Raw genomic sequence first — 26,358 nt, forward strand, 5'->3', positions numbered from 1 at the left:
CGCACGGTCCGTTGAATCTACGGCCCGGACTCTCACCCACAGGAGTGCTCATGACCCAGCATCGTCCCCGCGCCAGGACCGCGCACTGCCTCTTTCTCGGACTGGCCCTGTGCGTCGCCGCCGGGGCGCAGGACCCGGACCGGGACCTCACCCGGTATCTGGACCTGGGGCCTTCCGCCGCTCGGCCGCTCGCCCTGTTCCTGGGGACTTCGGGCGCGCAGGGCCGCAGGTATGACCTGTCGCGGCTCACGGCCACCCTGGCGCCTGTTACGCCCGCCTCCGGCCAGGCGTCCACCGCGTCGCTCTCGGGACCCGCTGAAGTCCAGCTGGCGCCACAGGCGCCCTATCCCCGCCAGGGCATTCCCCTGACCTTCCGGACGAACGCCCCGGCGGGCGTGTACCGAACAGACCTCCGGCTCCCGGACGGCCTGCATGTCGCCTCCCTGACGCTCGCCCTCAACCCGCAGGTGAAGCGGCCCGATGCGCTGAAGCCGGGCACCCAGTTCCTGCACCTGGGCGGGGACGGCGGGTACACCCGCAGCGGCCAGCCGCTCACCCATGCTGCGCTCCAGGGACGGCTGTTCACCCTCCAGGCTGTGACGGCCAGCGGGGCCACCTTCCAGGTCGAGGGGGTCTCCGGGGAGGTGCAGTGGAGGGGCCAGCCCGGCGACGCTTTCCCCGCCCTCTTTCCCGTGGCCCCCGACCCCACCCTGGACATCTTCCGCAAGACGCTGGTCGGCAGGCCGGTGTGGGCCTACGGCGGGCTGAACGTGAGCTGCCGGATGACGGGACGGCCAACAGCACGGTGACTTTTCAGGCAGACCTGCGGGAGCCCCTGCGCATCAAGCGCATCCTGCGCCTCACGCGGCCGGTCTGGGCGGGCGCGCAGCGCTACCTGGGTCTGGACAACGGTGGAGCGGACCTGATCGCCTTCACGCCCATCGTGGTGCAGGTGGAGCGCCCGGCGGGGGCCAGGGTCGTGAGCGGGAGCAGTTCGGGGCCCGAGGCCAGGAACGCACCGGGACGCCTCTTCGACGACGCCCGCACCTCGCCCTTGTGTCAGACCATGAACCTGGTCCTGGCAGACACCTGGAGCCTGCCGCGCACCTTCAGCGCCGCTCCGCCCAGTGGTCGGGTTCCGCTGGACGCTCCGGCCAGCCCGGAAGGTCTGGACCGCTGGCAGTACGCCTGGCTGTTCGGCTTTCCCAGCGCCACCTACGGCCCGCGCGAGGAACTGCTGAAGCTGCGGACCTGGCAGTACATCAACATTCCCTTCCCGGCGACCGTCTCCTTCGACGAGCGCGGCAAGGTGACGCAGGTGCAGGTTCCGCGCCTGCCCTGAGACGGGGGCAGCGGTCCAGCTTCCATGACCCTCCTTCGGGGACGAACGCCAGAGCCCCATCAGGTTCCGCCCATACCCTCAGGGCATGCTCGCCTCCCTGTGGACCCTCGCTCTGGCCGCCAGCCCGCACACGGCGTCTCCACCGCCCTCCGTGTGCCCCAGCATCCTCATCTCCCCGGTCTCCGTCACCGTTAAGAACGAGCGTGGCCTGGTTCTGGGCACCGCCGCTGCTGGATTTGATCCCTACCGCTTCCCCGGCGACACGCTCAAGGTCACTTTTCAAAAGGGTGAAGACGGGCGCTACACCGTCACGGCGTCCAAGCGCTGGTATCGGCCCACCACGGTGCGGGGCGTCCGGGTGCAAGAGGGAAGCTGCGGCCCGGTGAATCCGCCCCACCTGACGCTGACCCTGAGGCCCCGGCCGGGCGCCCCCTTGATCCGCGACTTCTAGATCCGCTCCACGCGTGGAGACGTGAGCGGCTCCTGGCCTGCCTGGACCGCCTACCGGGTCTTTCTGGATGCCCCGGCGAGCGTCGGCCGCGCCGTAGCCTGGCACTCCAGTCGCCCGGATGTGGCGACCATCGACGGGCTTGGTGTGCTGCGGACCAAGTGCCTCAAGACCCGCCAGACCACGGTGGTCACCGCGACGCTGAAGGCCGACCCCACCCGGAAGGCCACCGCCCGCTACAGCACCGGCTCGGCCCGGATCGACTGCCGGAACGCTGGGGGAAAGTAGGGCGTGATGAAGTGGACCCGGTTGCTGGCTATCCTGGTGACCCTGGGTGCCGTAGGACTGTTCGGGCTGGCCCTGGCGGTTGCGGTCTTCGTGTCGATGGACGAGATCTCGGGTGTACACCTGCCCCAGCTGTACTGGGTGGCGGGGGCGCTGGCGCTGGCCGGGGGGCTGGTGGGCTGGGGCGCGGTCCGGCTGTGGGACCGCAGCGACCGGGAGCAGGAATGAGCGCCGCGGCGCGCTGGGGGCTGCGCGTGGTTCTGGCCCTGGTGCTGATCGCCTTCGGGGCCTGGCTCACGTCCCCCAAGAGTGAACGGATCCGGGTGATGTGCACGCACACGCCGTTCTGCCCGGACCCGCTGGTGTACCTCCAGAACGCCGAGCGGCAACCCTGGCAGCAGGATTACTCGACGTCCCTCAACCTCCGGCCCGGTGAAGCCCGCGACGTCACCCTGGTGTTCGACCTGAATGGCGTTCCCGCCGACACGCCCGTGAAGGTGGTGCAGGTCAGCCGCCGCTGGCTGAACCGCTCTATCGGGGAGCTGTCTGCCCGGCCCCAGGGACCGGGCCAGGAGACCGTCTTTTACCGGGACCCGGAACTCACGGTCCACGCCCGGCGCGCCTTCTTCCAGGGCGGACAACTCACGGTGAAGGTCACGGCCGCGCGTGACGCCCGGCCGGGCCTCTCGGTGCTGAACCGGACCGTGCAGAAGCAGGGAACGCGCTGGGGCAGCACCGGGCAGGCCACCCTCCGCCTGTGGCTTCATCCCCCGCGGTAAAGGGTCAGGGTATGGGTGCCCCCCTGCCAGTGCCCGTTTTCTGAAGGGTCGGCAGGACAACGGAAATCCAGTTCCGTGATGCCCCTAGCGCAAGCCAGCCTCAGTTCCCTTGCCGGATTCGCCAGACCTGCACGCCCCGCTCGTTCAGTGTCACCAAGCTCTGCCCACCCTGAATGAAGCCCAACGCTTCACCCGCCCCCTTCTGCTCGCCCAGCAGCCGGCCCGTCGCCGTGTCATGCAGCCGCAGGTCCGGCCCCGGAAAGGTGAAGGTCGTCCCATCCGGACTGAAGAGAATCGGGCCACCCCGGGAGGGGGCCGGGTTGACGAACTCCGGCCAGACCCGCAGCGACCGCCCGGTCCTTCCGTCCCAGACCTGGAGCCCGTTCCCAGCCAGCGACACCACCCGCTCCCCGTCCGGGCTGAGGCCCATCGCCGGGCCGTTGTTCCAGACCTTGCCCAGAGCGACGCGCACCCCACCCGTGACCAGATCCCGCACCAAGGCCGCAGGGCGCTGGCCTCCATCCTGTTCCAGACTCAGCTTGTAAGCCCGGTTCCCTACCCAGGACACTCCCCGCACCTCTTCTGGCGGGCACTTCGCCCCGGTCGGCTGCCCGTCTGGCCGGTAGGGCTGACAGGGCGCAGCGACAACACCGCCGTCCGCCACGCGGCGTACCCCATAGGCAGGCACCTGACCCTGTCGCAGGTTCACCCCCAGGAGTTGCTGGCCGTTCGGACTGAAGGTAAGGGCGTCGCCCGGCATTCCGGACAGTGTGCGTGCCCCCCTCTCTCCCAGGACATCCCAGAGGTAGACGGTGCTGCCGGCCGGGTACCTCTCCATTGTCATGTGGAACATGGTCGTGATGCCGCCCGTCAGCGTCTGGCCGCCAGGGCTGAAGGCCAGCGAGCGACTCCCGATGGAATCGAACCGCGTCCTCGGCGGCAGGAAGCCGCGCAGAATCCTCAGGGTGTGGCCCCGCGCGTCCGTCAGGCGCACGGTGGTGTCTCCCAGGTTCAGGGCGAAGGTCTGGCCGTCCGGGCTGACGGCCGCCGTCTTGACCGTGCCGTGGGTCGCCTCATCCAGCCCACTCTTGAGATTCCAGCGCTTGGCCGTGCCGTCAGCGCTGGAGGTCCAGAGCGCAGTCCCGGAGAGGCCGAGGGACCAGACCTTCTCCGCGTGCCCCACCAGCACCCGTTCCCGGCGCAGGTCAGGCAGGCTGAGCTGGACCACGGTCCTCCCGGAAGTGACCAGGACCCCCCGTCCACTGGGCAACAGCGCCGATCCCTGCACCCCTTCGGGCAGGGGGGCTTCCGCCAGCTTCTGGCCCGTCTCCACGTTCCAGCGCTTGACGGTACCGTCGTTCGCCCCAGAGATCAGCGTGCCGTCCAGGGCGAAGGTCAGGGCCGTCACCCGACCACCGTGCGCGGTCTTGCCGGCCAGGGCCGCCTGCGTGGCCCGCCGGGAAGAGGGCCGGTCGGTGAGGGCGCCGGTGCGCTTCCCTGTGAGCGCGTCCCAGAGGACGATGCCGCCGCCGAATGAGCCGGAGACCACGAGTGTGCCTGCCGGATGAACGGCCAGGGCCTGAGGGCGGTTGTAGAACGCGCCGCTCCTGTAATACTCCGCGCTGCCAGGGTTCACCCGGTCTGGTTCCCCCCACACGACCTTGCCCGTTCGGGCGTCCAGCAGGCGCAGCGTCCCGCCCGGTGAGGAGAGATACACGCGCTGCCCATCCCGGCTGAACGCGACGGCCAGGCTGCTGGGACCACCCGAGGACCAACGCTCCCGACCCGTGGCGACGTCGTGCGCCCGGACCTCCGCCCCGACGCTTACCAGGGTCCGCCCATCGGGGCTGAACATGACCGCCCCGGCGAAGGTGTTCGGCATGGCTCTGTGCCACTGCTCGCGACCTGTGCGGGCATTACTCAGGACCAATGCCGCTCCTTCCCGCTGCATGCCGTCAGGCCGCAGCACCGCCACAGCCTGGCCATCCGGACTCAGGGCGAGCAGTCCTGTTCCCAGGCTGGTGTCTGCACGGTGGTCCGCAGCCCGAAGGTGACGGGCGCGCCCTGCGCGAGAGCAGGCGTGGATCCGACCAGCAGGAGGGTCGCCAGCAGCAACGAGCGGGGCATACGGCAAGGTACCCGGGGAAGCTGATCAAAGCCCTAGCCCAGCAGAGGGTTCATCTGGCTGATTGCGCCTGAACGCGCACGTCGAGGCTGACCATGCCCTGGGTGTCGGTCCGCGACTCAACCTTGCGAATCCCGATGAAGAACGTAACGTCCTGTCCCGTTGGTGGTGCGTCCGGCGCCGCGGTCAGAGAGAGCTGCGTCTGGTTGCCGGTAAAGGGCTGCTGGCTTCCCGTGGCGGTCAGGGTACCGTCCCGCGAGCGGCCCAACACACCAGCAGGAAGCGCCTCTCCATGCCAGGGAACCAGTTGCAGGGCCTGTCCCTCGGGGATGCTATTGCGGTCTACCCGGACCGTGACGGTGCGAGTCTCGCCGGGCGCCAGGGTGACCGAGCCATCCTGGAGATACCCGAGTGGTTGACGTTCAGCCGGCGTGTTGGTCAGGCATACCGGCAGGTCGCGGCAGGCCTGGCCACAGGCACCCAGCCCCAGAGGCAACCCGGCGCACAGGGCAAGGAGAAGCAGCTTTTGCATGATGATAAGTCTACCCACAGGGCGACGGCTCCACTCGCCTGAATACGGCCTTAAAGATGCACCAGCACGCTCTCCTTGCCGCTCATCTGCGGCCCGTACAACTGCGTGCAGAGCGCTCCAATAAGAGCTGGGTCACCGCCCCAGACCGTCCGGTATGCCAGTATGCCCTGCGCTACCGTGACCCCATGCCCCTGCGCCCCTTTCCTTCACTGCGCCGTGTCCTGACCGTGGTCCTGCTGCTGGCCACGCCAGTGGCCCTCTCGTCCTGCGGCAACTGCGCCGATGCTGGCCTGTGCAAGATTGCCCCTGATGAGACCCAGCCATATGCCGTCGCCCCCAGCCTGGCGGTGGTAGCCCCTGGGCAGACCGTCACCATGCCCATCGAGATTGATCTCCGGGGCATCTCCGAGACCGAGCTACTGGAGTTCGGCAGCGGGGACCCGGCTGCCAAAGCCGTGGGAGACCGGCGGGTGCTGGCCGTCTTCGATGACGGCAAGGTGGTGGTGCGCTGGTCGGGCGTCCCCTTCACCGGGCGCTTGGCCGAAGTGCAGGTCACGGCGACGCCTGACGCGCGGGTTTCGGCGGGACCCGGGTATTACTACTCACTGGGCGACCGGGCCTACATCCGCAAGGTCAATTCCAGAACCATCCGGGTCAGCCCCCTGAGCATGACCGTGGCGGTGCAGCCCCAGGCCGGTCCGCAGACCAGCGACTGAGCCGTCGTGAGGGCCGGCATGGTCCTGGCCCCCCTCGGCACCCTCCTGCCCTGATTGACCGCGACCGCTCAGACAGACAAGCAGTCAAGGGGCCTTGCGATGCGCCCCGGTGCGCTCCGCCGACCCCCTATCTTGCGGACGTGAAGCCTTTGCTCTGCACCCTTACCTCCGGTTCCCCTGCGCGGACCGGCTTGGGCGCACAGGGCGCCGGGCCGTGATGAGGCGGCACTGGCCTGCTCTGGTCGTGACGCTCTGGAGCGTGCTGGGGCTGTTCGCGGCTGTGGCGTTGCTGGGGTACAGCTTTCTGGACACGGCCTTTGCGGGAGACGTGCTGAAGAACAGTGACGTACCGCAGCCTCGGGTCGACCGGGTGCGCTACACCCTGGCGGGATTGACTTACCTCCACGGGTCCCAAGTGGTGTCTGGGCCGCACCGTTCCCTGCCCCTCATCCTGGGCTGGCTGGCCCTGACGGCCCTGCTGATGTGGGGCCTGTGGCGTCGGTGGGCGCTGTTCCCGGCCCGGCGTGCCCTGCGGGTCAGTGTGGCTTCTCTAGCGCTGGTGGTCCTTCTGGGTGGCCCTGCCCTGCTGCTGGCCTCCTGGCAGCACAATCGCCTGTTGCGAGTGCCCACGGTGGGGCAGAAGCAATCCATAAGCAGGACCACGGTCTGGCCGCACATGCTGCATGTGTGGCACTGCGGGCGCTGGGTGGAGGATTCCCTGGGTCCGGCGTGTCAGGACGTGCGGCACTCCACCTGGCCCAATCCCACCCTCTGGGCCGTCATGGGTGTACTCGTCACGGCTGGTGCAGGCCTGTGGCGGCCTACCGCAAGCGGCCCCTGAATCTCCAACTATCTCGGGGGCACTTCCTCGCCCAGCAGCACCCGGGCGACTGCGGCCCGCAGGGCTGGATCTTGCAGCAGGGGCAGGCTCCGGTCGGCATGGCCCCCCTCAACCAGCCCTCTGGCCAGACTGAACGCCCCGAGCGGCTGCTTTCCGGCAGTCAACCGGGAGAGGGCCTGCCGGGCGCCCGCCACGTTCCCCCGCCGGGCACGGATCTCCACCACCGCCAGCCCGGCGTCGTCTGGCAATGGCGTGTGGGTGGCCAACGTGTCCAGGGTCGCCGGGGAGACCCGGGCCAGCGTCGCCAGCACGACCGTTCTCGCCTCATCGGGGACCTTCGCCGAAAGCTCCAGGGCGGCCATCAAGAGGAGGCTGGCCTGCTCGGTCCTTCCCTTCTTTGCACGCGGTTCGGCCCCATTCACCAGGGCGTAGACGGTTGGCAGTGAGGGCCAGGCCTGCGCCCGCCGGATGGCCTCGCCCACATCGCCCCGCTCGGCCAGTCCCTGCACCAGCGCTCCCCGCAGGCGGTCCAGGCCCTCTGGGTCACGCCCGGTCCAGCTCCGGATCAGGGTGTCGGCGGTGGCGGCGTCCCCCAGCGAGGCCAGTGCCCGGACCACCGCCCCGGTGTTTGCCGGAGAATCGCTGGCCTCCAGAAGCCCACGCGCTTCGTCCACCAGCCGCCGGGCCACGTCCAGCCGGCCCTGACCTGCCAGGATGCCCCCGATGTGCGCCAGGCTCTGGACCCGCAGGGAGACAGGCAACGTGCGGGCCAGGCGGGCGGCTTCTGGGGCGTATCCGGCCGTGGTCAGTTCGCGGGCGAGATGCTCACGCATGGTCCAGGGTAGCGGGGCACGGGTCGCCACCTGATACGCCCGCGTACCGTCTCCCAGCTTGACCAGCAGCAGGGCGCTGCGGATACGAACGATGTCCTCGGCCCGGTCAAGTGGAAGCTGCGCCAGCGCCTGACGCGCCACCTGTGGGAAGCCCGCCTGATGGAAGCCTTCCGCGACGGCGAGCCAGGCCCTCTGAGTCTGTGGGTCCGCCAGAGCAGGGATCAGTTGGCTGGCCCGGCTCAGGTCACCCGTCGCCGCGACGGTGGGGAGCACGAGCTGGACCACCCGCGCCCGCTCCGCTGCCGTCAGGCGCTCATACGCGGCCCAGGTCGCATCCGCCACGGCGCGCACCTCGCCTTCCTTCGCCGGGGAGGTCATCGCCACCTGGGTGAGGATGGCGAGGGCCTGCACGCGTTCCACCGGTGTGCCCAGCGTGCCCAGCACCTGGACCGCCGCGCCGCTCCCCCTCGCCTGCAAGAACGGCAGGCCCGAGACGGCCCAGACTCGTACCCGGTCCGGGCTGTCCACCAGGGCCAGGGCCCGGCGGGCGACGTCCACCGCGCCCTGCCGGGCCAGCGCGGGCATGCTCAGCATCACCGCGTCCCGGCGGGCCTGGGACGGCAGCGGGCGCAGCGCGGCCAGCCAAACGTCGTGTTGACCGAGTTCAGCCCGGGCCAGGTGAGGCAACTCGGGCAAGGCGGCACTCGCGGGCCAGGTCAGCACCTGGGAGGCGACGGTACGGCGCTCGGCGGGAGTCAGGTCACGCGCTTGGGCACTGGGGAGCAGCAGGGCACCCAGTAGCAGGGCGGCGGGAAGCAGGCGCATGGGTGCAGAGTGGCGCAGAGGGGCTGACGGGACGTGAGGTGAATCGTCCATGCGTCCGCAGATGCGGTATTCAGCGGCACCCGGCGCCTCGAGTTTGTCTCCACAGGGGCACACCAGCAGCCCCCGAACGGCACACGTCTGGCCACACGGCGGGCGGCCTGGGAGAGTCCAGGGTGAGCGTCTTCTGGTCCTGTGGAGTCAAAGGGCACCGGGCAGGGAGCGAAAGGGAGACGGTCTGTCCTCTGGGGTCCGGCAGCTTCAGGGAATGGTCAGGCCCAGCAGCACGGACAGGGCGCCCAGGAGCAGGGCCAGCACACCGAACCCGAGACTCCAACCCCAGAACTTTCGCCGACGGCGCCGCGCCGATGCGACCCCGAAGCCCAGAGCGAGCAGCCCGCAGAGCGCGGCCAGCGGCACCGTCTGATTCAGGAGCAGGTAGGGGCGGTCGAGGGTGAGGCGCGACCGGTAGGTGTCTGGAACCTGCGCCGGGGCGGCCAGAACGCACGGCCACGTCAGAACGGCGAAGGCCAGGAAGGACCGCCTCACGGCAGCCCCAGCACGGTGAAGCTCGCGCCCGGGGAAGTGCCGACGCCCAGCAGCAGTGCCCGGCTGTCCGGGCGGGGTTCTGGCAAGTTAACCAGGTACGGGGCGACGTTTCTGGCAGGCCGCCTGAAGTTCAGGCGGCCTGCTGCACGGTCTCACCCCAGATCCGCAGCGCGTTCGTCAAATTGCTTCGCCTTGCTGAGGTGGGTATGGTGGTTCGGGTGTGCTGGTGAAGGTTCGAGACGCGGGCGTGCAGGGCGAGGAACTCCTGGGTCCGTTGTCGTCGCTTGAACCCTAGTTGTTGTCGTTCCTGTCGTCGGGTGGGGCGGTGTGACTGCTCGATCAGATTGTTACACCGTAAAGCTGAGGTGACTTGGACGTGCTCCACAAGGTGGAGCACGCGAAGTTCCCGGATGGCCGCACCGTAGCTCCACAGCTTGTCGGTGTGGATGACCTCGGGGGCGTCGTACTCACCAAGCAGCCGGGTAAAGAAGGTGCGGGCCGCCTGCGTGTCCCGGTGCGGCTGAAGTAGGATGTCGAGCACGGCGCCGTACTCGTCCACCGCCCGCCATAGCCAATGGGTGACCCCTCCGACCTTCACGCACACCTCGTCCAAGGACCACCGGGAACCCCGTCGGGGTTCCCGGTGACGCAGTTCTTCGGTGAGCAGAGGGGCGAACTTGATGTTCCATTGGCGCAGGGTTTCGTGACTGACGACCATCCCGCGTTGAAACAGCAATTCTTGCACGTCTCGCTGGCTGAGCGGGAAGCGGTGATACAGCCATAGGGCGTAGCCGATGATGCTCAGAGGAAAACGATGGCGGTAGGGCTTCCGGTCCTGCACAGTTCAGCAGCCTACCCGGTTTAACTTGCCAGAACCCTCCTGGGCAAGGAGGGCAGCGTCGGCACGCAGGCACTCGCTGACGCCCTGCACGTCACGCCGGCCAGCATCACCGGCATGCTCCGCAAACTTACCCAACTGGGGCTGGTCGATCACGCCGCCTACCGGGGGGCCAGCCTCACTCCCGCCGGCGAGAAGGTCGCGCTGGAGGTGGTACGTCATCACCGACTCCTGGAGCTCTACCTGCACCGGGCGCTGGGCTATCCCCTCGACGAAGTCCACGACGAGGCTGAGCGCTTGGAGCACGTCATCAGTGAGAACTTTGAGGCCCGCATCGCGGCCTGGCTGGGACATCCCGACTTCGACCCGCACGGCGATCCCATCCCTGGCCCCGACGGAGAGCTGCCTGTTCTCGACGAGCGACCCCTCAGTGGCGTGCAGCCGGGGGAGCGGGTGTGGGTCACCCGGGTACCGGAAGACTCCACCATTCTCCGTGCCCTGATGGACGTGGGCCTGACACCCGGCGTGGAGGTGCAGGTGCTGCAGCTTGATCCGGCCCTGGGCACCCTGCACCTGGACATTGGAGGCGCGCTCCTCACCCTCGCCCTCCCCGTCGCCGGACGGGTGCGGGTCGCCGAGGGGGTAACGGCATGAGCCGCGCCGCCCCGAGCTTCGACGAGCGGATGAATGCCCGGGCGGTCGCCATTCTGGACCGGCGCTCGAACCGGCGGGGAGTGGCGCGGGTGATGCCCTTCCTGGGGCCGGCCTTCGTCGCGTCGGTCGCGTACATGGATCCTGGAAACTTCGCCACCAACATCCAGGGCGGCGCGCAGTTCGGGTACCTGCTGCTGTGGGTGGTGCTCTCGGCCAGCCTGATGGCGATGCTGATTCAGACCCTCTCGTCCAAACTCGGCATCGTCACCGGGAAAAACCTGCCCGAGCATGTCCGCGACCGCTGGCCCCGTCCACTGGTGTGGTTTTACTGGGTGCAAGCGGAACTCGTGGCAATGGCGACGGACCTCGCAGAGTTCCTGGGTGCCGCGCTGGCCTTTTCCCTGCTGTTCAGCCTGCCCCTGCTGTGGGGCGCGGTGATCACGGGCGTCATTACCTTCACGATTCTGGCCCTGCAACACCGCGGCTTCCGGCCCATCGAGATCGCCATCACCGCCTTCGTCGCCGTGATCGCGCTCGCCTACGTCGTGCAGGTGATTTTCAGCCGTCCCGGGTTGGAAGCCCTAGGCGGATTCGTGCCGCGCTTCTCCGGTCCAGACAGTCTGTACCTGGCGGTGGGAATTATCGGCGCGACGGTGATGCCGCACGTGATCTACCTGCACAGCGCCCTGACCCAGAACCGCATTCCGACCGGAACAGAGGAGCAAAAACGGCGCCTGCTGCGTTACAACCAGTTCGATGTCGTCCTGGCCATGACCATCGCGGCGCTGATCAACATGAGCATGCTGGCCTCGGCCGCCGCCGCCTTCCACTTCTCGGGCAAAGCGGAAGTGGCCGACCTGACGGTGGCGTACCAGACCCTGACGCCCCTGCTGGGCGGGGCAGCAGCTGCCGCGTTCGCGCTCGCGCTTCTCTCCTCAGGGCTGTCCAGCTCGGCGGTGGGCACGATGGCCGGGCAGGTCGTGATGCAGGGCTTCGTGGGCTTCCGAATTCCGTTGCTCCTGAGGCGGCTGATCACCATGCTCCCTGCCTTCGCGGTGATCCTGGCTGGTCTCAACCCCACCGACACGCTGGTGCTCTCACAGGTCGTGCTCTCATTCGGCATTCCCTTTGCCCTGGTGCCGCTGCTGATCTTCACGGCCCGGCGCGACATCATGGGGACTTTGGTCAACACCCGTCTCGTCACCGTCACGGGATGGCTGATCGCCGCACTGATCATCGGCCTCAATGTGTATCTCCTGGCCCAGACCCTCCTGGGTTGAGTGCCCCTCCCCTGAGCAGCCAGGCCGCTTGGCTCAGGGGTTCAACGCCTCCTGAATGGCCTCTTCAAGCGCGGTGACACTCAACTGCGTGAGCGGTTGACCATTCACGAAGAAGGTCGGCGTGCCCGTGACCCCGAGCGCCTCGCCGTCCTGACGGTCGCGTTCGACCAGGTCGCGCACAGCGGTGGACCCGAGTGTGGCTTCGACTGGACCCAGATCGAGGCCCATGTCCTGGGCGTACCCAAGAAACTTGTCCTTTTGGGAGGTCTGCTGCTCGCCCCACTCGGGTTGCTTGTCGAACAGGTACTCGCGCATGCGCCAGCGCTTCTCCTCACCCTGTTGTGCCGCCGCTTCGATGGTGCCGGCCGCGAGCAGAGAATTCGCGTGCAGTGGGAAGTAGCGGGCCACCAGCCGGACCTGACCCTGGTATTTGCTGAGCAGCCGCATCAGGTCGGGTTCGATGGCCCGGCAGGACTCACACTCGGGGTCGAAGAACTCCACGACCGTGACCGGGGCATCGGCAGGGCCAAGGGTGGGGCTATCGGTCCGAACCAGACGTTCGCTGGCCTGGACGGGAGTGAGGCGGCTCTGAGGTGCCTCGCGGTTCGCGGCACCCAGCACCAGCAGTGTGGCGAGGACGGCGAGGCTGCCGAGGGCGAGAAGCAGGAGGACGGTGTTGCGTGGGCTGGTCACTGGGCACCTCGGACTTTCGTGAACAGGAGGCTGAGGGTGATGATGCTGAAGGCGGTCAGGCTCAGCAGCGGGATGGTGACGAACCCCAACCACTCGGGGGTGGTTTAAGGAAGCTGCTACCAAGCGCAAAGTGAAGGCTTTCCCGAGCTACACCGGGAAGCGCCCGATCACCCGGTCGTACTCGCGCTGGGCCTCGCCCAGCGCCAGCCGCGAGTAGATTTCTAACGACTGCCGGGAAGCATGGCCGCTGTACGGCTGAATCAGCGCGTCGTCGAGGCCCTGTTTCTTGAGCCAGGTCAGCAGGAAGTGCCGCAGCTTGTGCGGCGACAGGCTGCGATCAATGTTCGCCAGAGCCGTGTAGCGCTCAAACATTCGCCGCACGCCCCGGTCGCTGTACCGGCGCTTCCACGAGGACTCGAACAGGTAGATTCCTCCCTGTTGTCGTCTCTGGCCGATATGAAGCGCCAGCGTCTCCTTGAAGGGTGCTGGGAACGGCACCACCCGGTCCTTGCTCCCCTTCCCCAGGTTTACCCGGATCTGGCAGGCGTCCAGGTCCACGTCCGCGAGGCGCATCATCACCAGTTCGGACACGCGTACACCGGTGTACAGGAAGGTCTTGATCAGCACGAGGTCAGCGGTGCGGCGCGTGCGCCACACCGCCTCGTAGAACGCCCGCACCTGCTGCTCGGTCGGCACCCACGGCAGGCGGCGCGATGGTCCCGGCACCTCCACTTCCAGTTCGGTCCGCAGGTGACGGAACACCTCCTTGAGGTAGGCGTAGTCTGGCCGCTCAGCCCGCAGCAGTTTCGCCAGTTCACGCGCTTTCTTCTTCGCCCCGGTGCGCCGCGTCTGTGTCATGCGTCCACCTCGACCTCCAGCTTGAGCCTGCGAGTCAGGTCCAGTTTGAACTCCCCGTATGGGTTGATGTGGTGGTGCATCAGGGGCGACAGGGCACGCCAGTCCTCGGCGGTCATCCGCTGCCGCCACGTCTCGCTGCCCAGCACTCGCTGGATCATCAGGGTGTTGACGTACACCAGGCTGTTTTGCAGCAGTTGCAGCGCCAGCATGGAGATTTCCTGCGCTTCGAGGTTGTTGGTGCTGATCTCCCCGCCCTTGCCGAAGAAGATGAAGTTGGTCGTGCCATTCCAAGTTTCAATGACGTTCAGCCCCTCGTGAATCTCCCGGCGCACCTCCTCCCGGTGCAGGTACTCGCAGACGAAGATGGTCCGCAGCACCTTCCCCAGTTCGCACAGGGCTGCGTAGGTCGGGTGCTGGGCGTTGGCCCGGGTGAAGCGTTGCAGGATGGCCTCGGGGTCGGCCAGCCCCAGACGCAGTGCCGTCGCGTACTTGACCATCGGCTCGTACTGCTGCCGGATGAGGTCCCAGCGGATCGACCGCTGTGCCTGCACAGCGGCCAAGTTCGGCACCTGAGCCGCGAACGCCATATTCGGCAGGTACAGCCGCTGATGGGCGATGTCCGCCAGACGGGGCATCAGTTTGAACCCCAGCAGGTGGGTGAAGGCGAAGCCCGGCTCGCTCTGCCCGTGGGTGTCTACATAGTTCTTCTCGACAGACAGCGAGGTGCAGTGGCGCAGGACCCCCTCGATCATGGCCGCCACTTCTGAAGAGGAGCAGGACTTCATGCTGGAGTAGATGCAACTGGCACGTCTCTCGACGTGCCAGTAGATCATCACCCCATCCCCGCCGTACCGGATGGACCGCTGCGTCCGCAGGTTCCCGTCCCAGGCGGCGTATTTCTTGGCATCACTGGCGCAACTGGTGGTCCCCTCGCCCCAGATGTCCGGGCGGCGCGCGGCCAGCGTGGCGTTCACGACTGCGGCGTTCGCCGCCCGCAGCGCGTCACGGTGGATGTAGTGCCGCCGGACGTACTTCAGGTCCGAGTACCCGACCCCGTCCTGCCCGGCGGCCACCCGCTTCAGTCCTGTGTTCGTCCCCAGGCCGTACAGGCACAGCAGCAAGCGCTGCTGGAGCTGGTCACGGGGCATGTTCTCGCGCGTCATGAAGCTCTTGAAGTGCGGGGTAATCCCCGCACGCCGGTCCACCTCGACCAGGACATCGAGCAACTGGGTGTTCCAGAACTGCCGCCCCACCTCACCCTTCACCGTGTCGTAGAAGGGCGGGTCCGGCTGCCGGGTCAGGGGCGTGACCACGAAGCGGCCCCCGTCCCGCGCGACCACCCGCACGCCGGGATTCTTCGGCAGGCCGTCGTGCAGCATCACCAGGGCGTCCTTGAGCTGCTGCTCCAGACCCTGCACGAAGGTATCCACCTCCTGCGGCTGTCTGAGCGCCTGGAAGTAGCTTTCTTTCCTGGCTTCGAAGTCCTGGGGCAGGTCCTTGTCGGGGTCGCGGTACTTGTCGGCCCCGATCACCCAGATTTCGCGGGACCGCAAAGCGTCCCGCAGCGCGGACAGGACGCACAGCTCGTAATTCACGCGGTTGACCCGCATTCCACCATCCGGCCCCCGTTCGAGAATCAGGTCACGGATGTTCCGGTCGATCACGCCACCGACCGGGATGTGTTCCTCGTACGGATAGATTCTCGCGTTGCTGTCCACATATCGCCCCAGCAGGCCCAGGGCGTCAATCACCGGCTGATGCCGGTGATTGTTGGACCGGAACGACAGCTCGGTGAGCAGCCAGGGGATCATCCGGCGGTAGTGGCTGCGGTAGGTGCCGCGCACGATGGTGTGGACCTGCTGCCGGAAGCCTCCCTTCTCCTTGTACTCGCGTAACAGATCACGCAGGGTCTGCTCGTCCACGACGGGGAACAGCACCTCGCGCACTGTGCCGTCGGGATTGCCCAGTGCGGCCTCCAGCAACCGCTCCAGAATGCGGTCCTTGTTGTGGACCCGCCGGAACTCGGCCACGAAGTTCCGCTCCACCCGCCGCTCGGCCTTAACGTTGATGTGGTGGACCATGTCCACCAGATGCGTGACCAGGGCGTCGGTCAGTTCTGTCATGCGGGCGACGCAGAAGGCCGCGAGCAGCGTGAGACGCACGGACGGGGTCTGGGCACGAAAGTGGCTGGGGGACTCATTGGAGGCCCGCTCGCGGTAACGGGTCAGGACGTGGGGGGCCACGTCCGCGAAGAGGGCCTGGGGGAGCTGCAACCGACGGAGCAGGCGGAGCTTCTCGATCTGCTCTTCCACGCTCTCCACGCCGCGTTTCTCCGAGTTGGTCCGCAGGTTTTGCAGGGCTGAACTACGAGGGCCTTGGCCCTCGTGGTCTTCCGGCTGGTCTTCCTCCAGCGCCGTCGGCCTCAGCAGCGCCTCCAGCCCTGCCCGGTGTTCGGTACTCAAGCGGTTGTGGATGGTCTGGCACAGGCGCAGGTCATAGTGCCGTTCCGCCGCGTCCACGAACCGCTGGAGCCGCCCGGGGCTGGGGGGCTCGATCCCGTTTTCGCGGAGCCAGCGCAGAGCAGCTTCGGTCACAGCCCCGGAGCGGGTCTCGTGCGGAACAACGGACTGGCTCAGCCAGTCCGTCAGCGTGCCCGCATCCTCGGTGGTGAACTCGCGGAACCCACAGAACGCCCGGATGTCCTGACGCTGGTAGCTGCTGTTGCGGCTGCGCCAGTTGAAGTCCCGGTACTCGTCGGTCGCCACGCCGACCTGCCGGGCGACGTACTCGACGACGGCTTCGGGCACCTCATGGGTGTTGTAGGGGAAACGGCCCTCGTGCTGGAAGGCCTTGAGCATGACGGCGAAGCCCAAGCGGGTGGGGCCGGTCTTGTTCCGCAGCAGGTCGGTCTCGGTGGGCAGCAGCGTCCAGGTGTCGATGAGTTCGTCGATGGTCCAGCGCTGCTGCATGGAGCCTCCCTGAAAAAGTGCCGGGAATCGGCAGTGACGGTACTTCCACGGGAGGGCCAGCCGCCGTGGGTGCGTGTTGTAGGGCAACCGCAGCGTACACCTCACCTCACAGCGGAGGAAGTACCGATGCCAGAGTGCAATTCGGCACTTAGTGTGCCCGATTTGTTGTTGCAATCGTAGGACCCCGTTTGGGGCTTGGCTGAGCCTGGCTGGGGAGCGTCTGAGGGGGCCGTTTCTAGCTTTCGGGTGACGAGGAATGCTTTTGCTCGATGACGAGACGTTCTTAGACAAGCCGTCCTCCTCAGAATGCAGAGGACGTGGTGGTCAATGTGCCAACCGAGATAAGCGGCAGAACGTCGTCCGTAGCTTCTCAGCCCCAAACGGCGTTTGTCAGGGATTGAGGATGCCCCTTCTAATTTACTTTCCGCCGACAAGTCCGAAGGCGGCTGCGGCGCGCTGCAATTCCATCACGGCCCGTTGCTCGTCCAGATTCACCACATTGACTTTAAGGAAAGTGTCTTGCGTTCGGTACTGCGCTTCGCAGGAGCGATGCACAGCGCGCCGAAGCAGCGGGTAATCCTCCACGACGATGTTCACAGCGTTGCAAGAGCTGAAAATTGTTCCCGTTGCCCAGGAGCGGCGGTTGAAGGACGCACGGTCAAGTTGCCCTTCGTAAGAGGCAAGGGCGGCAGGTGTACCCGACCATCGCCCTACGAGAATCGCAATGGCCGTGCCCTGTTCAGCGCTGGCCGGTGGTCGAGGAGTGGAACGAGTGTACAGCAGCAGGGCGGCTGGGGAGCGGGTGTCGTCCTGGCGGACCGCCCGCTCGACAAGTGCCTGTGTGGTCGTCCAGGTACCCAGCAGTTTGTAGCCGCTTGGTGCTGGGGGCGGGAGCCGCAAGCGCAGCAGGTTGCTTGCGGCCTGGGGCGTGCCCGTAGTGAAGTTCCGGCTCAAGTCCGGGTAGGGGCTGGCAAACATCGCGTACATGAGGCTGTCGAAGCTCAGGGTACGTGCAGCTGCGTCACCGCTTTGTGCGTGAACGGGTAGCGCCACCAAAGAGTTGAGCAGGCTGGCGGTGAGCCAACGGCGGTGAACGGGGGACATGAAAGCAGTGTTTAGCATGGTAATGAGAGTCGCGCCTGTGCCCTTTGAGGGCACAGGCGCAACCGTGGAACCAGAGAGAATCAGGCAATGCTGCTGATGTAGCTGTAGCTGGTCAGCGCGACCGGAATGACGTGTACCGAACGGGCATCACTGCCGAACAGGGTGTTGCGGTCTTCCAGGTACAACTGCGCAGAGCCGCCGCCATCCCCGGCGATCGCGTCCGTGCAACCCAGCGACTTCATGTACCCGGCCAAGTCCGTAAGGTTGATCGAGGCGCGGTAGGCAAGGATATAGTCGCCGCTGCTGTGCAGGCCCAGGCAGATGCGCTGACGGTTGACGGTGGGACCAAGCTGATCCACGCTGTACTTCCCCCAGGTGGCATCAGTGAAATTACCACCTCGCACGATGATTGGTCCAGCGGCCATACTCCAGATCAGGCTGGACGACTGCGAGTAGGCACTGTTCTCGTCGTGAAAAACCACTGCACCGTTGCCGTTAAGGCTGATCACGTCGATGTTTTTCCCAGTTACGCCATGCTTCCTGTCGCCATCGAGTACGAACAGCCCAGTCAGCTCTCCAGTAGAGAGATCGAAGAACATGAAGTTGGACCCGGCGATGGCATTGGCGTCGCCCCTTACGAACGTCGGGACATTGCGACGACCAGCACCGCTGGCGTCACCAGAGAAACGGACTTTGAAGTTGCTGCGGGGGATACGAATGGCTGGCATATCTGCACTCCTGGTGGTTCTGAATTGAAGTGGCCACTTCTGCAATCAGTATGCGGATCCATCCGTTTGAGAGAAAGAACGTTTTCTACCAGTATGCCTATCCGAATATACCAGTACATCTCTGCTTTCCCATCCAAACCAGTCAACAAAAATGCACCACAGATCTTTCCTATGCCGGGTAGAAAAGTTTTACTTTAAAAACTTTTCTACCTGTAGATTTCTTGTAGCAATGAGGTAGATTTCAGAGTTTAAAATAAGACTTGTATACACCATGCTTACTCCAGAAGTGATCACTTCAAATTTGGTTCGGGAGGTACAGCATGGCTCTTCAGGAATTTGTGAAGGTATACACGGCAGAGTCGAACTTCACGGGCATACAGGGATACATTAGCGTCCCAGCAACGCCTACGGGTCTGAGCACGTATGATTTCGTCAACTTCTTTCTTGCTTTGGACGACTATTACGAAGTTGGCCTCAGCTACGCAGATAAGGGCGATGGAAACGGCCCAGTCTGGCGCTACTTCGCCAATCACGCCAAATTTGGTCAGCAGAACCAGATTGTGAGCCCTACCAGTGAGGTCTTCGTCAAGATCGTCAACCGGGGCACGGAAGCGGACGCGACTGTACAGGACGGGCGCATCACGTTCTCTCGCACGGCCGCCGTGGCGTCCCCAACCTACTCCGGCAAGATGCTGATCGGCGGGGAGGACAACAGTGCCACGTCATCCAGCGGCTATACGCCCCGGCACCCGCAAGTGACGTTCCGCAACGTGAAGGTGCAGCGTGGCGGCGTGTGGCTTGACTGGAATGCCACCACGCAAGGCTCCCTGGGTGCCCTGGTCAACCGCACGCCTCAGTATCAGCGGCAAGGCATGGTCATCCAGAACGTACCGCTGATCGCCCAACTGACGTAACCCATGGGAAAGGAGAGGGCCAATGAAGCCCTCTCCTTTCCCGTGGCGCTTCCCGGCTTTTAGCGGAGCGTCACGGCTGCCTTGCCATTCGTCACGGTGCAAGTAAACCGCACGGTCCTGACCTGCCCGCCCTGTTGAAAGCGCGCCGTGCCTACCCAGAAATACGACTGACCGACATGGCCGGAGTTGTTGATGTTCCTGGAATAAGTGACCGGGACTCCCGCGGGCACCGTGCGGAAGCCCTGAAGGTTGCGGATGCACAGTGCCTGCCCGAGTTCCTGGTCTGGCAAGAGACGTGAGGGGAGTGGCACGTCTCTGCCACCAGCGCCCGCAACACTGGCAGCCAGAATGGCAAGGGCACAGATCATCTTACGCAGCATGGTCGTCATTGTATAGGTGGCTTGTTGGCGATGTCCCAGTAATACAGAATCGCTTCGTTACGGCTACTCACGCCCAGCTTCTGAAACACGCGTGTCAGGCCGTTTTGTACGGTCTGATTGGCAATTCCCAACTCACGGGCAATTTCCTTGTTGGCGAGACCTGACCTTGCCCCTGTTTCCGGTGCCAGTCTGATTGCAAATCGAGCAGCAAACTTGGAGGCACATGAAAGGCAAACGGTACACCGAACAACAGATCCTGGACATCCTCGGGCAGCTTGAGGCAGGCACGCCGCTGAGCGATCTGACGCGACTCCATGGAGTCGCGATGACGACCATCTACCGCTGGAAAGCCAAATACGGTGGGATGACCAAAGACGAGACCCGCAAGTTTCGCCAGTTGGAAGCAGAAAACCAGCGCCTGAAGAAGTTGGTAGCGGATCTGTCGCTCGACAACGCCATGCTGAAGGAGGTGGTGGGGCGAAAGTGGTGACGCCTGGGACGTCGTCCCAGGCGCAGACGCCCCTCAAAAAGCAGATGGTGACCCTGCTGCGGGATTCTTTTGCGGTCAGCGAACGTCGGGCCTGCCGGGTGCTGGGCTTTTCCCGGACCACGCAAAGACGGAACAGCCCCAAAAGGGAAAAAGACCAACGCCTGGTCGAGCGTCTCCGCACACTGGCCCGAGAGCGACCTCGGTTCGGGTACCGGCGGATTCACCTGATGCTGGGTCGAGAGGGCGAGACCGTCAACCACAAGCGCGTCTACCGGATCTACCGGGCTGAAGGGCTGGCCGTTCGAAAGAAGGAGCGCCGCAAGCTCAGTGTAGGAGAGCGACAGCAGAAACCTGCGGTTTCTGCGCCCAATCAGCGGTGGAGCCTCGACTTCATGTCGGACCAGCTGGCCTCCGGGCAGCGGTTTCGGGTCCTGAACGTCGTGGATGACTTCACCCGGGAGTGCCTGGTGATGCACGTCGGGACCTCCATCACCGGGCATGACGTCGTCCGCGCTCTGGAAGCGGTGGTCCGCTTCCGGGGGGCACCGCAGTCGATCACCACCGACAATGGCCCAGAGTTCGCGGGCAAGGGCCTGGATCTCTGGACCCATGGGCGTGGCATCACGCACACCTTCATCCGGCCGGGGAAGCCCGTCGAGAACGCTTACATCGAGAGTTTCAACGGCCGTGTCCGGGACGAGTGTCTGAATCTGCACTGGTTCCAAAGCTTGGATCAGGCACGCCTGATCCTCTCTGCCTGGCGCCAGGACTACAACGCCGTCAGGCCGCATACCTCGCTCGGTGGACGGACCCCGAACGAATTCGCCCGCCTCGAACAGGCGGGCTGAGGTACGCTGACTTTTGCAAATCGGCTGGTACCGCAATTGGGGCACCCTCAGACCGCGTGCCACCAGGCGCAGCAAGTCCCCTTCTGCTGGCGTTAAAGGAGAGCGCTGAGCAGGCGTCAAGCGGACCCGCTCCCGGGTTTCTGCACGCCGCAGCAACTCCGCGAGTTCCTCCAGGGTGCGGCTCCGGTACGCCAAGCCCAGCAGGCCCAGGTTCCACAGATCATCGAGGTATTCGGGACAGGCGTTCTGGGTCAGCACGAAGCTGCTGGCGGCCGATTCTGGCGTCACCATCTGAAAGGCAAAGCCGACCGGCCAGTCCAGGACCAGCGAGACGGCCGGAAATTCAGGGAGACGGGCATGGAGCGCATCTTCGAGCAAGCGGGCGATGAGGGGTTGGGTGCTGACGACCTGGAGCTGTGCATTGCGGACCAGCAAGGAGACCTCCCGGCGAATCTGAGAAATACGCGGATAACGTAATTCTGTCAGGAATTGCGGGACTGGTCAGCCGAGTTTTCTACTGCACACAAAGGTGTGGGAGAAGACTACCAGTAGATTTCTACCTTTAAGCAGCTTTCATCCACGGCTATGCTTCCCACAGAATGAGTACCGCTGACGTGATGCTGCTGGGGCTTGAACGGGTCTCTGAAGCTGACTTCTTGCGGCTGCAAGCGTGCGTACGGGAATGGCGCGTATTGTGGGGCCTGACGCTGACCCACTGCTTACGGCTGGAGGACGAACGCGACGCGTTCGTCCTGATCGCTGAGCGGACCTACCGGGAAGCCCTCGATCACCTGGAAGACTGGCTCCGCGCCGCCTTCCCGGACCATGTGATCGTGGGGCATGCCTATGTCCAGGGTATGCATCTGCCGGTCTACACGATGGATCAGGCTGGATTGGAGCTGATGCGCCGGATGCAGTCGCGTACAGCGTGCATTGTTGAGGATGCGCGAGCGGGAAAGACCAGCCCCCTGTTACCGTCCGTCTCCTCGCACCTCGATGGGGTAGCGGCCTGGCGAACCCGCAATCATGTCAGACCCCAGGGTCAGGGTGTGTACCTTCTCTGTGATGCCTGCGGCGAGAGCACAGCCCGGCAGGCGAATGAAGAGGAGGCGTGGGAGGTCGCTGGGACAAAGGGCTGGCGAGTGTATCGAGACTTGGATGTTTGTATCTGTGAGCGCTGTGTCCAGAGTGGCAACGCACGGGCGCTGGAGCGGGTGCTATGCAGATTGGAAGCTCGACAATCTGCCTGACACTGAGGGGGTCGGGAAACTCTTCACTTTGCGCTTCGTAGCAGCTTCCTTAAACCACCCCCCACTCGATCTGCCGCGCGGTGCAGGACACGCCGGCGGCACACTGGGTCAGGCCCTCGGGAATGACGCCGTAGTACAGCAGGTTGTGGTAGATGGCAATCAGCAGGCCCGTCACGCTGAGGGGCAGGGCGTAGGCGCGCACGCGGCGGTCTTGTGTCAGTAGGCTCACGGCGAGCACGAAGACCAGCGGGTACATCATGATCCGCTGATACCAGCACAGCGTGCAGGGCGGCAGATGCATGACCTCACTGAAATACAGACTGCCGGTGGTGGCGATCAGGGCTTGCAGCCATGCCACGTACGGCATGAACTGACGCCAGGTGTGAGTCATCTGCATTCCTGAAACCATGTGCAGGTATCTTACTGGCTTGGACGGCGTGCCCTCAGGCTCTGCGCTGCAGGCGTCTGTCCAGCGGACGCAGGAAGCGGCCTACCGGCGCTGCTGTCGCCGGTGCTTGGGAACAGGGCCGCGTGTGTCGGTGGAGACGTTACTGAAAAGCGAAGGGGCTGACGGCGACTCCGGAACGGTACACGCGGAAATCCACGTGAGCGCCAGTGCTTTTGCCGGTGCTGCCCACACGAGCGATGACCTGTCCGGCGTTGACCCAGTGGCCCACACGGGCAAGATTGAGGCTGTTGTGGCTGTACCGGCTCTTCAAGCCGCCCCCGTGATTGATGACGATGGTCCACCCCCAGCCAGACCGCGCGTCGAATCGGGACTCCGTGACTGTTCCTGACAGCGTCGCCCGGATAGGCGTTCCGGCTGGAGCAGCGAGGTCCAGGCCCGGGTGAGCGGTGCCGAACGACGTGGTGACGCGGCCCTGAACCGGGAGGATGGGTGTCACGCGCAACGAGGCTGTCCGGAGCGTCGCCGTTTTTCCTTGACCAGGGCTTGAAGCGGGGAGGGTCAGCCGCTGGCCAATCCGCAGGGCGTTCGGGCGGACACCGGGATTCGCCTGGACCAGTGCGGAGACAGTGGTGCCGTGACGGACAGCCAACCGGGTGAGGGTGTCGCCGCGCAGTACCGGAATGGTCGCGGCCGATACCCCCCCGGCCAGCGTCAGAAGCATGGTCGCAAGAAAACGCATGACAGGCCGCACCGTATCAAGGCCATCTTTATGTTTGATGAATGAACAACCATGCAGATAAGAAACGCGGTCAGACCACGGGGCTCCGCCGGCGGGCCGGGCGTACGGAGTTGGGCACGGCTTGAGGTCGTGGTTGGTCAGGAGCCGTTGCCGCTGCGCGCTCACGCAAAGGGGTGTTGCGCTCCAACTGGAGGGTATGCCCTGCAGGGCGTCCTTTAGGCTGATCAGGGCACTCCGGGCAGGGATGCAGCGGCAAAAGGGCTGCATGAGGACCCTGGGTGAGGGCACAGCCAGGGGAGAGAACGTTCCGGCGAGGTGGCAGTGAAGCCCGTCTCCATGGCAGGCGTGCTCACAGCCAGCGGCGCACCTGCTGGCGGTACAGACGGTAGGTCTCGCCGTGCACGGTTTCGAGGTGTGCTTCTTCCAACCGGACTTGCACCTGCATCAACAGTTCACCGGCCACCAGTGCGGCGACGGTCACGGCATTGGGTTCAACCAGCAAGAGGCCCAGCAGGGTAAGACGCATGCCCAGGAAAATAGGGTTACGGGACACGCGGAAAAGCCCCCGCTGCACCAGTGCGGCGGGGGTGCCTGGGTCAATGCCGACGCGCCAGGACGGCCCCATGCTGATCTGTGCGGCCGTGATCCAGACCAGGGAGCCCAGCAGGAGCACCCAGCCCAGTGCGCCGGTCCAGGCCTGCTGCAGGAACTGTACCGGTCCAAGCGCGGCCGCGAGGGAGGGCTGGAGCGTCAGGCCCAGGGTCACGAGCAGCAGCGCCAGCAGCACGCTCCGCATGGCGCGGCCTATGTAGCCTGGGGCGGAGTCGTCGCGGGGCAGGACATACGGGTTGATGCCCGTCGCGCGCCAGACGGTCATGGAACGCCACCCGAAGACGATGACGAGATAAGCGACGAAGTACGTCAGCAGGGCCGCATTTGGTCCATGTTCTGTCATCACCATAAGTTTCTCCTATCTATGAGCATATGTTCATATTTGCACAGGAAAAGTAAGACGACAACCCTGTTCCCCATCTGCTGGAACGCCCACGCGACCACTGCCGTAACGTGACGGTGATGGACACTCCAGGAGTTTGGACCCGCGTACGCGCGTTTACACGCGGCGAACGCCACGCTGAGACGCTGTACGCCTACCGCCGGGCTGGCGCGCAGGTCCACTCTCTGCTCGACGCGGGCGAACGGCGACGCTTCGACCTGACCCTCAGTGGCACCAGCCCCTTCGCTCTGCCGCGCCACATGGGCCTCGCCCTTGCCTGTGCCTGGAACGCCTTTACCCTCCAGACCCTCGGCGACAAGATGCTCGAAGCGGACGAACAGGCGGACCCCGGCACCGCCGGATTCGTTCCCCCCGTGACGTTCGGTCAGGTGGAGGGGTACTACACGGAAGTGCAGCGCTGGCTGGCGTACGCCAGTCAGGCGGAACACGACCCCCAATTCGACCTGCCCGCCGACATCCTGCCCGCCCCATTGCCTGCCTGGGCGCCTGTGGAACCCTGCCCCAGGCCTCATCTGGACGCCATGATCGCCGCACTCAAGGCCATGCGGCTGCACGCGGAAGCGGCGATGCACAACCTGGAGCAGGGCACGCCCCCGGCCGACACCGCAAAACTCAACCAGTTGCGGGGTCACTTTGCGCAGGCACTCGCCACGGCCAGCTACGCCGCCAGTATGTACGCGCCCGACGCTTCCCTGGCCCTGCATGAACAAGTGGAGGACCATGCCAAGCGGGCCCTGGAAGAGCTGTACCGCGTCGGTCAGCTCCTGAGTTTCCCCGCGCTGCTCACCGAAGGTGGCCGCCACGCCCGGAAAAGGAGCGGGACCCGGCGCCGCACCCCCCTGCCGGGCGAACCCGGCTTTGACCCGTGGGCCATGACGGACCCCGTGCAGGTCCAACGTCTGCGTCGCAACCCGGACGCCCGGCGCGTCATCGAGGAGATGTGGGCCCTTGATCCTGATCCCGCCGCGAGCGTCGCCCTGTGGGACGACATTCGTTACGCCCTGGACACCGGCGGTGCCGCCGCCGCCCGGAATTCGAACGGAACGCCGTTCGGCCACTACTTCTGCACCCCTTACTGCGCCATCTATGAAGCGAAGCGGCCGCTGGTGATTGGTGACACGCCCGTGCGTCAAGGTCAGCAGTTCACCATCGAATGCGCGGCAGAAGGCGTCCGCATCGGCTACCCCTTTAAGCGGGAAGTGGTCACGGGTAAGTTCAGCGCCTCCACCATCGACTATTGCGATCCAGATCAACCCCCACCCCACGAGTAAAGTACGGTCATGCGGCTCATTTCCCCGGCTCTGCTCCTGGCCGCCTGGCTCCTGGTCGACCCCTGGGGGGCTCAGGCCGCTCCCTTTCAATTCCAGGATCTACCCTGGCAGAGCCACCGCGCCGACGCGCACCGCAGCATGCTGCAACGCGGGTTCCAATTCATTCGGGAAGGGGCGTACGGTGACGGCCTCTACCAAGGGTCGCTGCACGGTGAACCGGCCCGTGTCACCCTGAAATACAACGTCCTTGGGCGCCTCGTGGGCGTGGATGCCCGCGTCCGACCGGCAGAAGCCCACCTCCTGAGTGCGTACGAGACCGTCAAAGCGGCGCTGATCCAGGCGTACGGCCTGCCCGTATACAGCCAGTACGCCTACCGGTCACCGTACCGTGAGGGCGACGGACGGGAACTGGACGCACTGAAAAGAGGTCATGCCCTGATCGACACTGTCTGGTACGACCAGAACGACTTAAAGGACGTGGACCGCACCGGTGCGCAACTGGAAGTGGTGCGCGGTCCCTTTTCCCAGCTGGAAATTCAACTGTTCTACCTGATCGACGCGTGGACGCAGGAGTATCAGCGCCGGGACCAGGGTCATAGCGAGGCTGGTCAGGCCGTGAGGTCAACCGCCGATTGAGTTGTTGCCT

General features: G+C 65.4%; 31 protein-coding genes. 15 read left to right on the forward strand and 16 right to left on the reverse strand.

The window, feature by feature from the left end; genetic code table 11:
• Positions 1 to 50 precede the first annotated feature (50 nt).
• From C3K08_RS14805 to C3K08_RS14825, 6 genes are all read left to right on the forward strand, one after another.
• Positions 51 to 809 (forward strand): hypothetical protein, encoded by a 759-nt coding sequence (locus tag C3K08_RS14805; RefSeq protein WP_104992239.1) that lies wholly within the window; start codon positions 51 to 53, stop codon positions 807 to 809.
• The gene (locus tag C3K08_RS14810) at positions 806 to 1,342 is read left to right on the forward strand and encodes a hypothetical protein (RefSeq protein ID WP_104992240.1); all 537 of its coding nucleotides are present in this window, start codon (positions 806 to 808) and stop codon (positions 1,340 to 1,342) included. The genes C3K08_RS14805 and C3K08_RS14810 overlap by 4 nt, the downstream gene beginning before the upstream one ends.
• An 85-nt stretch (positions 1,343 to 1,427) precedes the next feature.
• Entirely contained in the window at positions 1,428 to 1,793 is a 366-nt protein-coding gene (locus C3K08_RS14815; protein WP_104992241.1) for a hypothetical protein, read from the forward strand.
• A gap of 21 nt (positions 1,794 to 1,814) precedes the next feature.
• Positions 1,815 to 2,078: a hypothetical protein gene (locus C3K08_RS18030; protein WP_158679981.1), complete on the forward strand. Its 264-nt coding sequence runs from the start codon at positions 1,815 to 1,817 to the stop codon at positions 2,076 to 2,078.
• Positions 2,079 to 2,084: 6 nt separating this feature from the next.
• Positions 2,085 to 2,303 (forward strand): hypothetical protein, encoded by a 219-nt coding sequence (locus C3K08_RS14820; protein ID WP_104992242.1) that lies wholly within the window; start codon positions 2,085 to 2,087, stop codon positions 2,301 to 2,303.
• On the forward strand, positions 2,300 to 2,854 hold the full coding sequence (locus C3K08_RS14825) for a hypothetical protein (protein ID WP_104992243.1): 555 nt from the start codon (positions 2,300 to 2,302) through the stop codon (positions 2,852 to 2,854). Before C3K08_RS14820 ends, C3K08_RS14825 begins: the two co-directional genes overlap by 4 nt.
• 100 nt (positions 2,855 to 2,954) lie before the next feature.
• Here the strand turns inward: C3K08_RS14825 and C3K08_RS14830 are convergent, their stop codons facing one another.
• The 3 genes from C3K08_RS14830 to C3K08_RS14835 are packed head-to-tail and all read right to left on the reverse strand — an operon-like array spanning position 2,955 to position 5,511.
• Positions 2,955 to 4,823, reverse strand: coding sequence for a WD40 repeat domain-containing protein (locus tag C3K08_RS14830; protein ID WP_234009237.1), 1,869 nt, complete (start codon positions 4,821 to 4,823; stop codon positions 2,955 to 2,957).
• A 23-nt stretch (positions 4,824 to 4,846) separates the two neighbouring features.
• Positions 4,847 to 4,981 (reverse strand): hypothetical protein, encoded by a 135-nt coding sequence (locus C3K08_RS18760; RefSeq protein WP_255411734.1) that lies wholly within the window; start codon positions 4,979 to 4,981, stop codon positions 4,847 to 4,849.
• A 50-nt stretch (positions 4,982 to 5,031) separates the two neighbouring features.
• Entirely contained in the window at positions 5,032 to 5,511 is a 480-nt protein-coding gene (locus C3K08_RS14835) for a hypothetical protein (protein WP_104992245.1), read from the reverse strand.
• A gap of 185 nt (positions 5,512 to 5,696) precedes the next feature.
• Between C3K08_RS14835 and C3K08_RS14840 the strand changes: the two genes are divergently transcribed.
• Both C3K08_RS14840 and C3K08_RS14845 read left to right on the forward strand, forming a co-directional pair.
• Complete coding sequence (locus C3K08_RS14840; protein WP_104992246.1) at positions 5,697 to 6,227, forward strand: hypothetical protein; 531 nt, start codon at positions 5,697 to 5,699, stop codon at positions 6,225 to 6,227.
• 244 nt (positions 6,228 to 6,471) lie between these two features.
• Positions 6,472 to 7,068 (forward strand): hypothetical protein, encoded by a 597-nt coding sequence (locus C3K08_RS14845; protein WP_158679983.1) that lies wholly within the window; start codon positions 6,472 to 6,474, stop codon positions 7,066 to 7,068.
• Between the two features lie 8 nt (positions 7,069 to 7,076).
• Here the strand turns inward: C3K08_RS14845 and C3K08_RS14850 are convergent, their stop codons facing one another.
• The 3 genes from C3K08_RS14850 to C3K08_RS14860 form a co-directional block, all read right to left on the reverse strand.
• The gene (locus C3K08_RS14850) at positions 7,077 to 8,726 is read right to left on the reverse strand and encodes a hypothetical protein (RefSeq protein WP_104992248.1); all 1,650 of its coding nucleotides are present in this window, start codon (positions 8,724 to 8,726) and stop codon (positions 7,077 to 7,079) included.
• 258 nt (positions 8,727 to 8,984) lie between these two features.
• Positions 8,985 to 9,272, reverse strand: coding sequence for a hypothetical protein (locus C3K08_RS14855; RefSeq protein ID WP_104992249.1), 288 nt, complete (start codon positions 9,270 to 9,272; stop codon positions 8,985 to 8,987).
• 130 nt (positions 9,273 to 9,402) lie between these two features.
• The gene (locus C3K08_RS14860; protein WP_104992250.1) at positions 9,403 to 10,113 is read right to left on the reverse strand and encodes an IS6 family transposase; all 711 of its coding nucleotides are present in this window, start codon (positions 10,111 to 10,113) and stop codon (positions 9,403 to 9,405) included.
• 39 nt (positions 10,114 to 10,152) lie between these two features.
• Here C3K08_RS14860 and C3K08_RS14865 point away from each other — a divergent pair, with 39 nt between their 5' ends.
• Both C3K08_RS14865 and C3K08_RS14870 read left to right on the forward strand, forming a co-directional pair.
• Positions 10,153 to 10,764 (forward strand): metal-dependent transcriptional regulator, encoded by a 612-nt coding sequence (locus tag C3K08_RS14865; RefSeq protein WP_234009262.1) that lies wholly within the window; start codon positions 10,153 to 10,155, stop codon positions 10,762 to 10,764.
• Complete coding sequence (locus C3K08_RS14870; protein WP_304529218.1) at positions 10,761 to 12,044, forward strand: Nramp family divalent metal transporter; 1,284 nt, start codon at positions 10,761 to 10,763, stop codon at positions 12,042 to 12,044. The genes C3K08_RS14865 and C3K08_RS14870 overlap by 4 nt, the downstream gene beginning before the upstream one ends.
• Before the next feature lie 33 nt (positions 12,045 to 12,077).
• Here C3K08_RS14870 and C3K08_RS14875 read toward each other — a convergent pair whose 3' ends face one another.
• The 5 genes from C3K08_RS14875 to C3K08_RS14895 form a co-directional block, all read right to left on the reverse strand.
• A complete protein-coding gene (locus C3K08_RS14875; RefSeq protein ID WP_104992251.1) occupies positions 12,078 to 12,737 on the reverse strand; it encodes a DsbA family protein in 660 nt (219 codons plus the stop codon).
• Between the two features lie 147 nt (positions 12,738 to 12,884).
• Positions 12,885 to 13,595 (reverse strand): tyrosine-type recombinase/integrase, encoded by a 711-nt coding sequence (locus C3K08_RS14880; RefSeq protein WP_104992252.1) that lies wholly within the window; start codon positions 13,593 to 13,595, stop codon positions 12,885 to 12,887.
• Positions 13,592 to 16,564, reverse strand: coding sequence for a Tn3 family transposase (locus C3K08_RS14885; RefSeq protein WP_104992253.1), 2,973 nt, complete (start codon positions 16,562 to 16,564; stop codon positions 13,592 to 13,594). The genes C3K08_RS14880 and C3K08_RS14885 overlap by 4 nt, the downstream gene beginning before the upstream one ends.
• Positions 16,565 to 16,981: 417 nt before the next feature.
• A complete protein-coding gene (locus C3K08_RS18035; RefSeq protein ID WP_146160796.1) occupies positions 16,982 to 17,668 on the reverse strand; it encodes a hypothetical protein in 687 nt (228 codons plus the stop codon).
• An 80-nt stretch (positions 17,669 to 17,748) separates the two neighbouring features.
• Positions 17,749 to 18,396, reverse strand: a complete 648-nt coding sequence (locus tag C3K08_RS14895) for a phosphodiester glycosidase family protein (protein WP_104992255.1) — start codon at positions 18,394 to 18,396, stop codon at positions 17,749 to 17,751.
• 320 nt (positions 18,397 to 18,716) lie between these two features.
• On the opposite strand from C3K08_RS14895, the gene C3K08_RS14900 reads away from it, so the two are divergent.
• Positions 18,717 to 19,310 carry a hypothetical protein gene (locus C3K08_RS14900; RefSeq protein ID WP_107139585.1) on the forward strand — a complete coding sequence of 198 codons (594 nt, stop codon included), beginning with the start codon at positions 18,717 to 18,719 and terminating at the stop codon, positions 19,308 to 19,310.
• A gap of 59 nt (positions 19,311 to 19,369) precedes the next feature.
• Here the strand turns inward: C3K08_RS14900 and C3K08_RS14905 are convergent, their stop codons facing one another.
• The gene (locus C3K08_RS14905) at positions 19,370 to 19,690 is read right to left on the reverse strand and encodes a hypothetical protein (RefSeq protein WP_104992257.1); all 321 of its coding nucleotides are present in this window, start codon (positions 19,688 to 19,690) and stop codon (positions 19,370 to 19,372) included.
• Between the two features lie 5 nt (positions 19,691 to 19,695).
• Positions 19,696 to 19,974, reverse strand: a complete 279-nt coding sequence (locus C3K08_RS18765; RefSeq protein WP_255411738.1) for a response regulator transcription factor — start codon at positions 19,972 to 19,974, stop codon at positions 19,696 to 19,698.
• Between C3K08_RS18765 and C3K08_RS14915 the strand changes: the two genes are divergently transcribed.
• Together C3K08_RS14915 and C3K08_RS18040 are read left to right on the forward strand one after the other, a co-directional pair.
• A protein-coding gene (locus C3K08_RS14915) for an IS3 family transposase (RefSeq protein WP_234009238.1) occupies positions 19,914 to 21,028 on the forward strand; the annotation gives its coding sequence in 2 pieces (ribosomal slippage) (positions 19,914 to 20,163 and positions 20,163 to 21,028; 1,116 coding nt in all). The two genes, C3K08_RS18765 and C3K08_RS14915, sit on opposite strands and share 61 nt — an antisense overlap.
• 599 nt (positions 21,029 to 21,627) lie before the next feature.
• Entirely contained in the window at positions 21,628 to 22,278 is a 651-nt protein-coding gene (locus C3K08_RS18040) for a hypothetical protein (RefSeq protein WP_107139491.1), read from the forward strand.
• 49 nt (positions 22,279 to 22,327) lie between these two features.
• Here C3K08_RS18040 and C3K08_RS14925 read toward each other — a convergent pair whose 3' ends face one another.
• The 3 genes from C3K08_RS14925 to C3K08_RS14935 form a co-directional block, all read right to left on the reverse strand.
• A complete protein-coding gene (locus C3K08_RS14925; protein ID WP_104992395.1) occupies positions 22,328 to 22,669 on the reverse strand; it encodes a disulfide bond formation protein B in 342 nt (113 codons plus the stop codon).
• Between the two features lie 157 nt (positions 22,670 to 22,826).
• The gene (locus C3K08_RS14930) at positions 22,827 to 23,408 is read right to left on the reverse strand and encodes a M23 family metallopeptidase (RefSeq protein ID WP_227978761.1); all 582 of its coding nucleotides are present in this window, start codon (positions 23,406 to 23,408) and stop codon (positions 22,827 to 22,829) included.
• Between the two features lie 367 nt (positions 23,409 to 23,775).
• The gene (locus tag C3K08_RS14935) at positions 23,776 to 24,381 is read right to left on the reverse strand and encodes an isoprenylcysteine carboxylmethyltransferase family protein (RefSeq protein ID WP_104992259.1); all 606 of its coding nucleotides are present in this window, start codon (positions 24,379 to 24,381) and stop codon (positions 23,776 to 23,778) included.
• A 119-nt stretch (positions 24,382 to 24,500) separates the two neighbouring features.
• Here C3K08_RS14935 and C3K08_RS14940 point away from each other — a divergent pair, with 119 nt between their 5' ends.
• Together C3K08_RS14940 and C3K08_RS14945 are read left to right on the forward strand one after the other, a co-directional pair.
• Complete coding sequence (locus tag C3K08_RS14940) at positions 24,501 to 25,712, forward strand: hypothetical protein (protein ID WP_104992260.1); 1,212 nt, start codon at positions 24,501 to 24,503, stop codon at positions 25,710 to 25,712.
• Positions 25,713 to 25,721: 9 nt separating this feature from the next.
• Entirely contained in the window at positions 25,722 to 26,348 is a 627-nt protein-coding gene (locus C3K08_RS14945) for a hypothetical protein (RefSeq protein ID WP_104992261.1), read from the forward strand.
• Positions 26,349 to 26,358: the final 10 nt, after the last annotated feature.

The sequence above is a fragment of the Deinococcus sp. NW-56 genome, assembly GCF_002953415.1.
Lineage (GTDB): Bacteria > Deinococcota > Deinococci > Deinococcales > Deinococcaceae > Deinococcus.

Excerpts from the sequence above, each read along its gene's own strand:
- C3K08_RS14835 (WP_104992245.1), bottom strand. The coding sequence starts at position 5,511 with ATGCAAAAGCTGCTTCTCCTTGCCCTGTGCGCCGGGTTGCCTCTGGGG.
- C3K08_RS14840 (WP_104992246.1), top strand. The coding sequence starts at position 5,697 with ATGCCCCTGCGCCCCTTTCCTTCACTGCGCCGTGTCCTGACCGTGGTC.
- C3K08_RS14825 (WP_104992243.1), top strand. The coding sequence starts at position 2,300 with ATGAGCGCCGCGGCGCGCTGGGGGCTGCGCGTGGTTCTGGCCCTGGTG.
- C3K08_RS18760 (WP_255411734.1), bottom strand. The coding sequence starts at position 4,981 with ATGCCCCGCTCGTTGCTGCTGGCGACCCTCCTGCTGGTCGGATCCACG.
- C3K08_RS14870 (WP_304529218.1), top strand. The coding sequence starts at position 10,761 with ATGAGCCGCGCCGCCCCGAGCTTCGACGAGCGGATGAATGCCCGGGCG.
- C3K08_RS18035 (WP_146160796.1), bottom strand. The coding sequence starts at position 17,668 with ATGTCCCCCGTTCACCGCCGTTGGCTCACCGCCAGCCTGCTCAACTCT.
- C3K08_RS14885 (WP_104992253.1), bottom strand. The coding sequence starts at position 16,564 with ATGCAGCAGCGCTGGACCATCGACGAACTCATCGACACCTGGACGCTG.
- C3K08_RS14815 (WP_104992241.1), top strand. The coding sequence starts at position 1,428 with ATGCTCGCCTCCCTGTGGACCCTCGCTCTGGCCGCCAGCCCGCACACG.
- C3K08_RS14850 (WP_104992248.1), bottom strand. The coding sequence starts at position 8,726 with ATGCGCCTGCTTCCCGCCGCCCTGCTACTGGGTGCCCTGCTGCTCCCC.
- C3K08_RS14905 (WP_104992257.1), bottom strand. The coding sequence starts at position 19,690 with ATGCTGCGTAAGATGATCTGTGCCCTTGCCATTCTGGCTGCCAGTGTT.
- C3K08_RS14945 (WP_104992261.1), top strand. The coding sequence starts at position 25,722 with ATGCGGCTCATTTCCCCGGCTCTGCTCCTGGCCGCCTGGCTCCTGGTC.
- C3K08_RS14925 (WP_104992395.1), bottom strand. The coding sequence starts at position 22,669 with ATGACTCACACCTGGCGTCAGTTCATGCCGTACGTGGCATGGCTGCAA.
- C3K08_RS14880 (WP_104992252.1), bottom strand. The coding sequence starts at position 13,595 with ATGACACAGACGCGGCGCACCGGGGCGAAGAAGAAAGCGCGTGAACTG.
- C3K08_RS14805 (WP_104992239.1), top strand. The coding sequence starts at position 51 with ATGACCCAGCATCGTCCCCGCGCCAGGACCGCGCACTGCCTCTTTCTC.
- C3K08_RS14900 (WP_107139585.1), top strand. The coding sequence starts at position 18,717 with ATGGCTCTTCAGGAATTTGTGAAGGTATACACGGCAGAGTCGAACTTC.
- C3K08_RS14940 (WP_104992260.1), top strand. The coding sequence starts at position 24,501 with ATGGACACTCCAGGAGTTTGGACCCGCGTACGCGCGTTTACACGCGGC.
- C3K08_RS14895 (WP_104992255.1), bottom strand. The coding sequence starts at position 18,396 with ATGCCAGCCATTCGTATCCCCCGCAGCAACTTCAAAGTCCGTTTCTCT.
- C3K08_RS18040 (WP_107139491.1), top strand. The coding sequence starts at position 21,628 with ATGAGTACCGCTGACGTGATGCTGCTGGGGCTTGAACGGGTCTCTGAA.
- C3K08_RS14935 (WP_104992259.1), bottom strand. The coding sequence starts at position 24,381 with ATGACAGAACATGGACCAAATGCGGCCCTGCTGACGTACTTCGTCGCT.
- C3K08_RS14820 (WP_104992242.1), top strand. The coding sequence starts at position 2,085 with ATGAAGTGGACCCGGTTGCTGGCTATCCTGGTGACCCTGGGTGCCGTA.
- C3K08_RS14930 (WP_227978761.1), bottom strand. The coding sequence starts at position 23,408 with ATGCTTCTGACGCTGGCCGGGGGGGTATCGGCCGCGACCATTCCGGTA.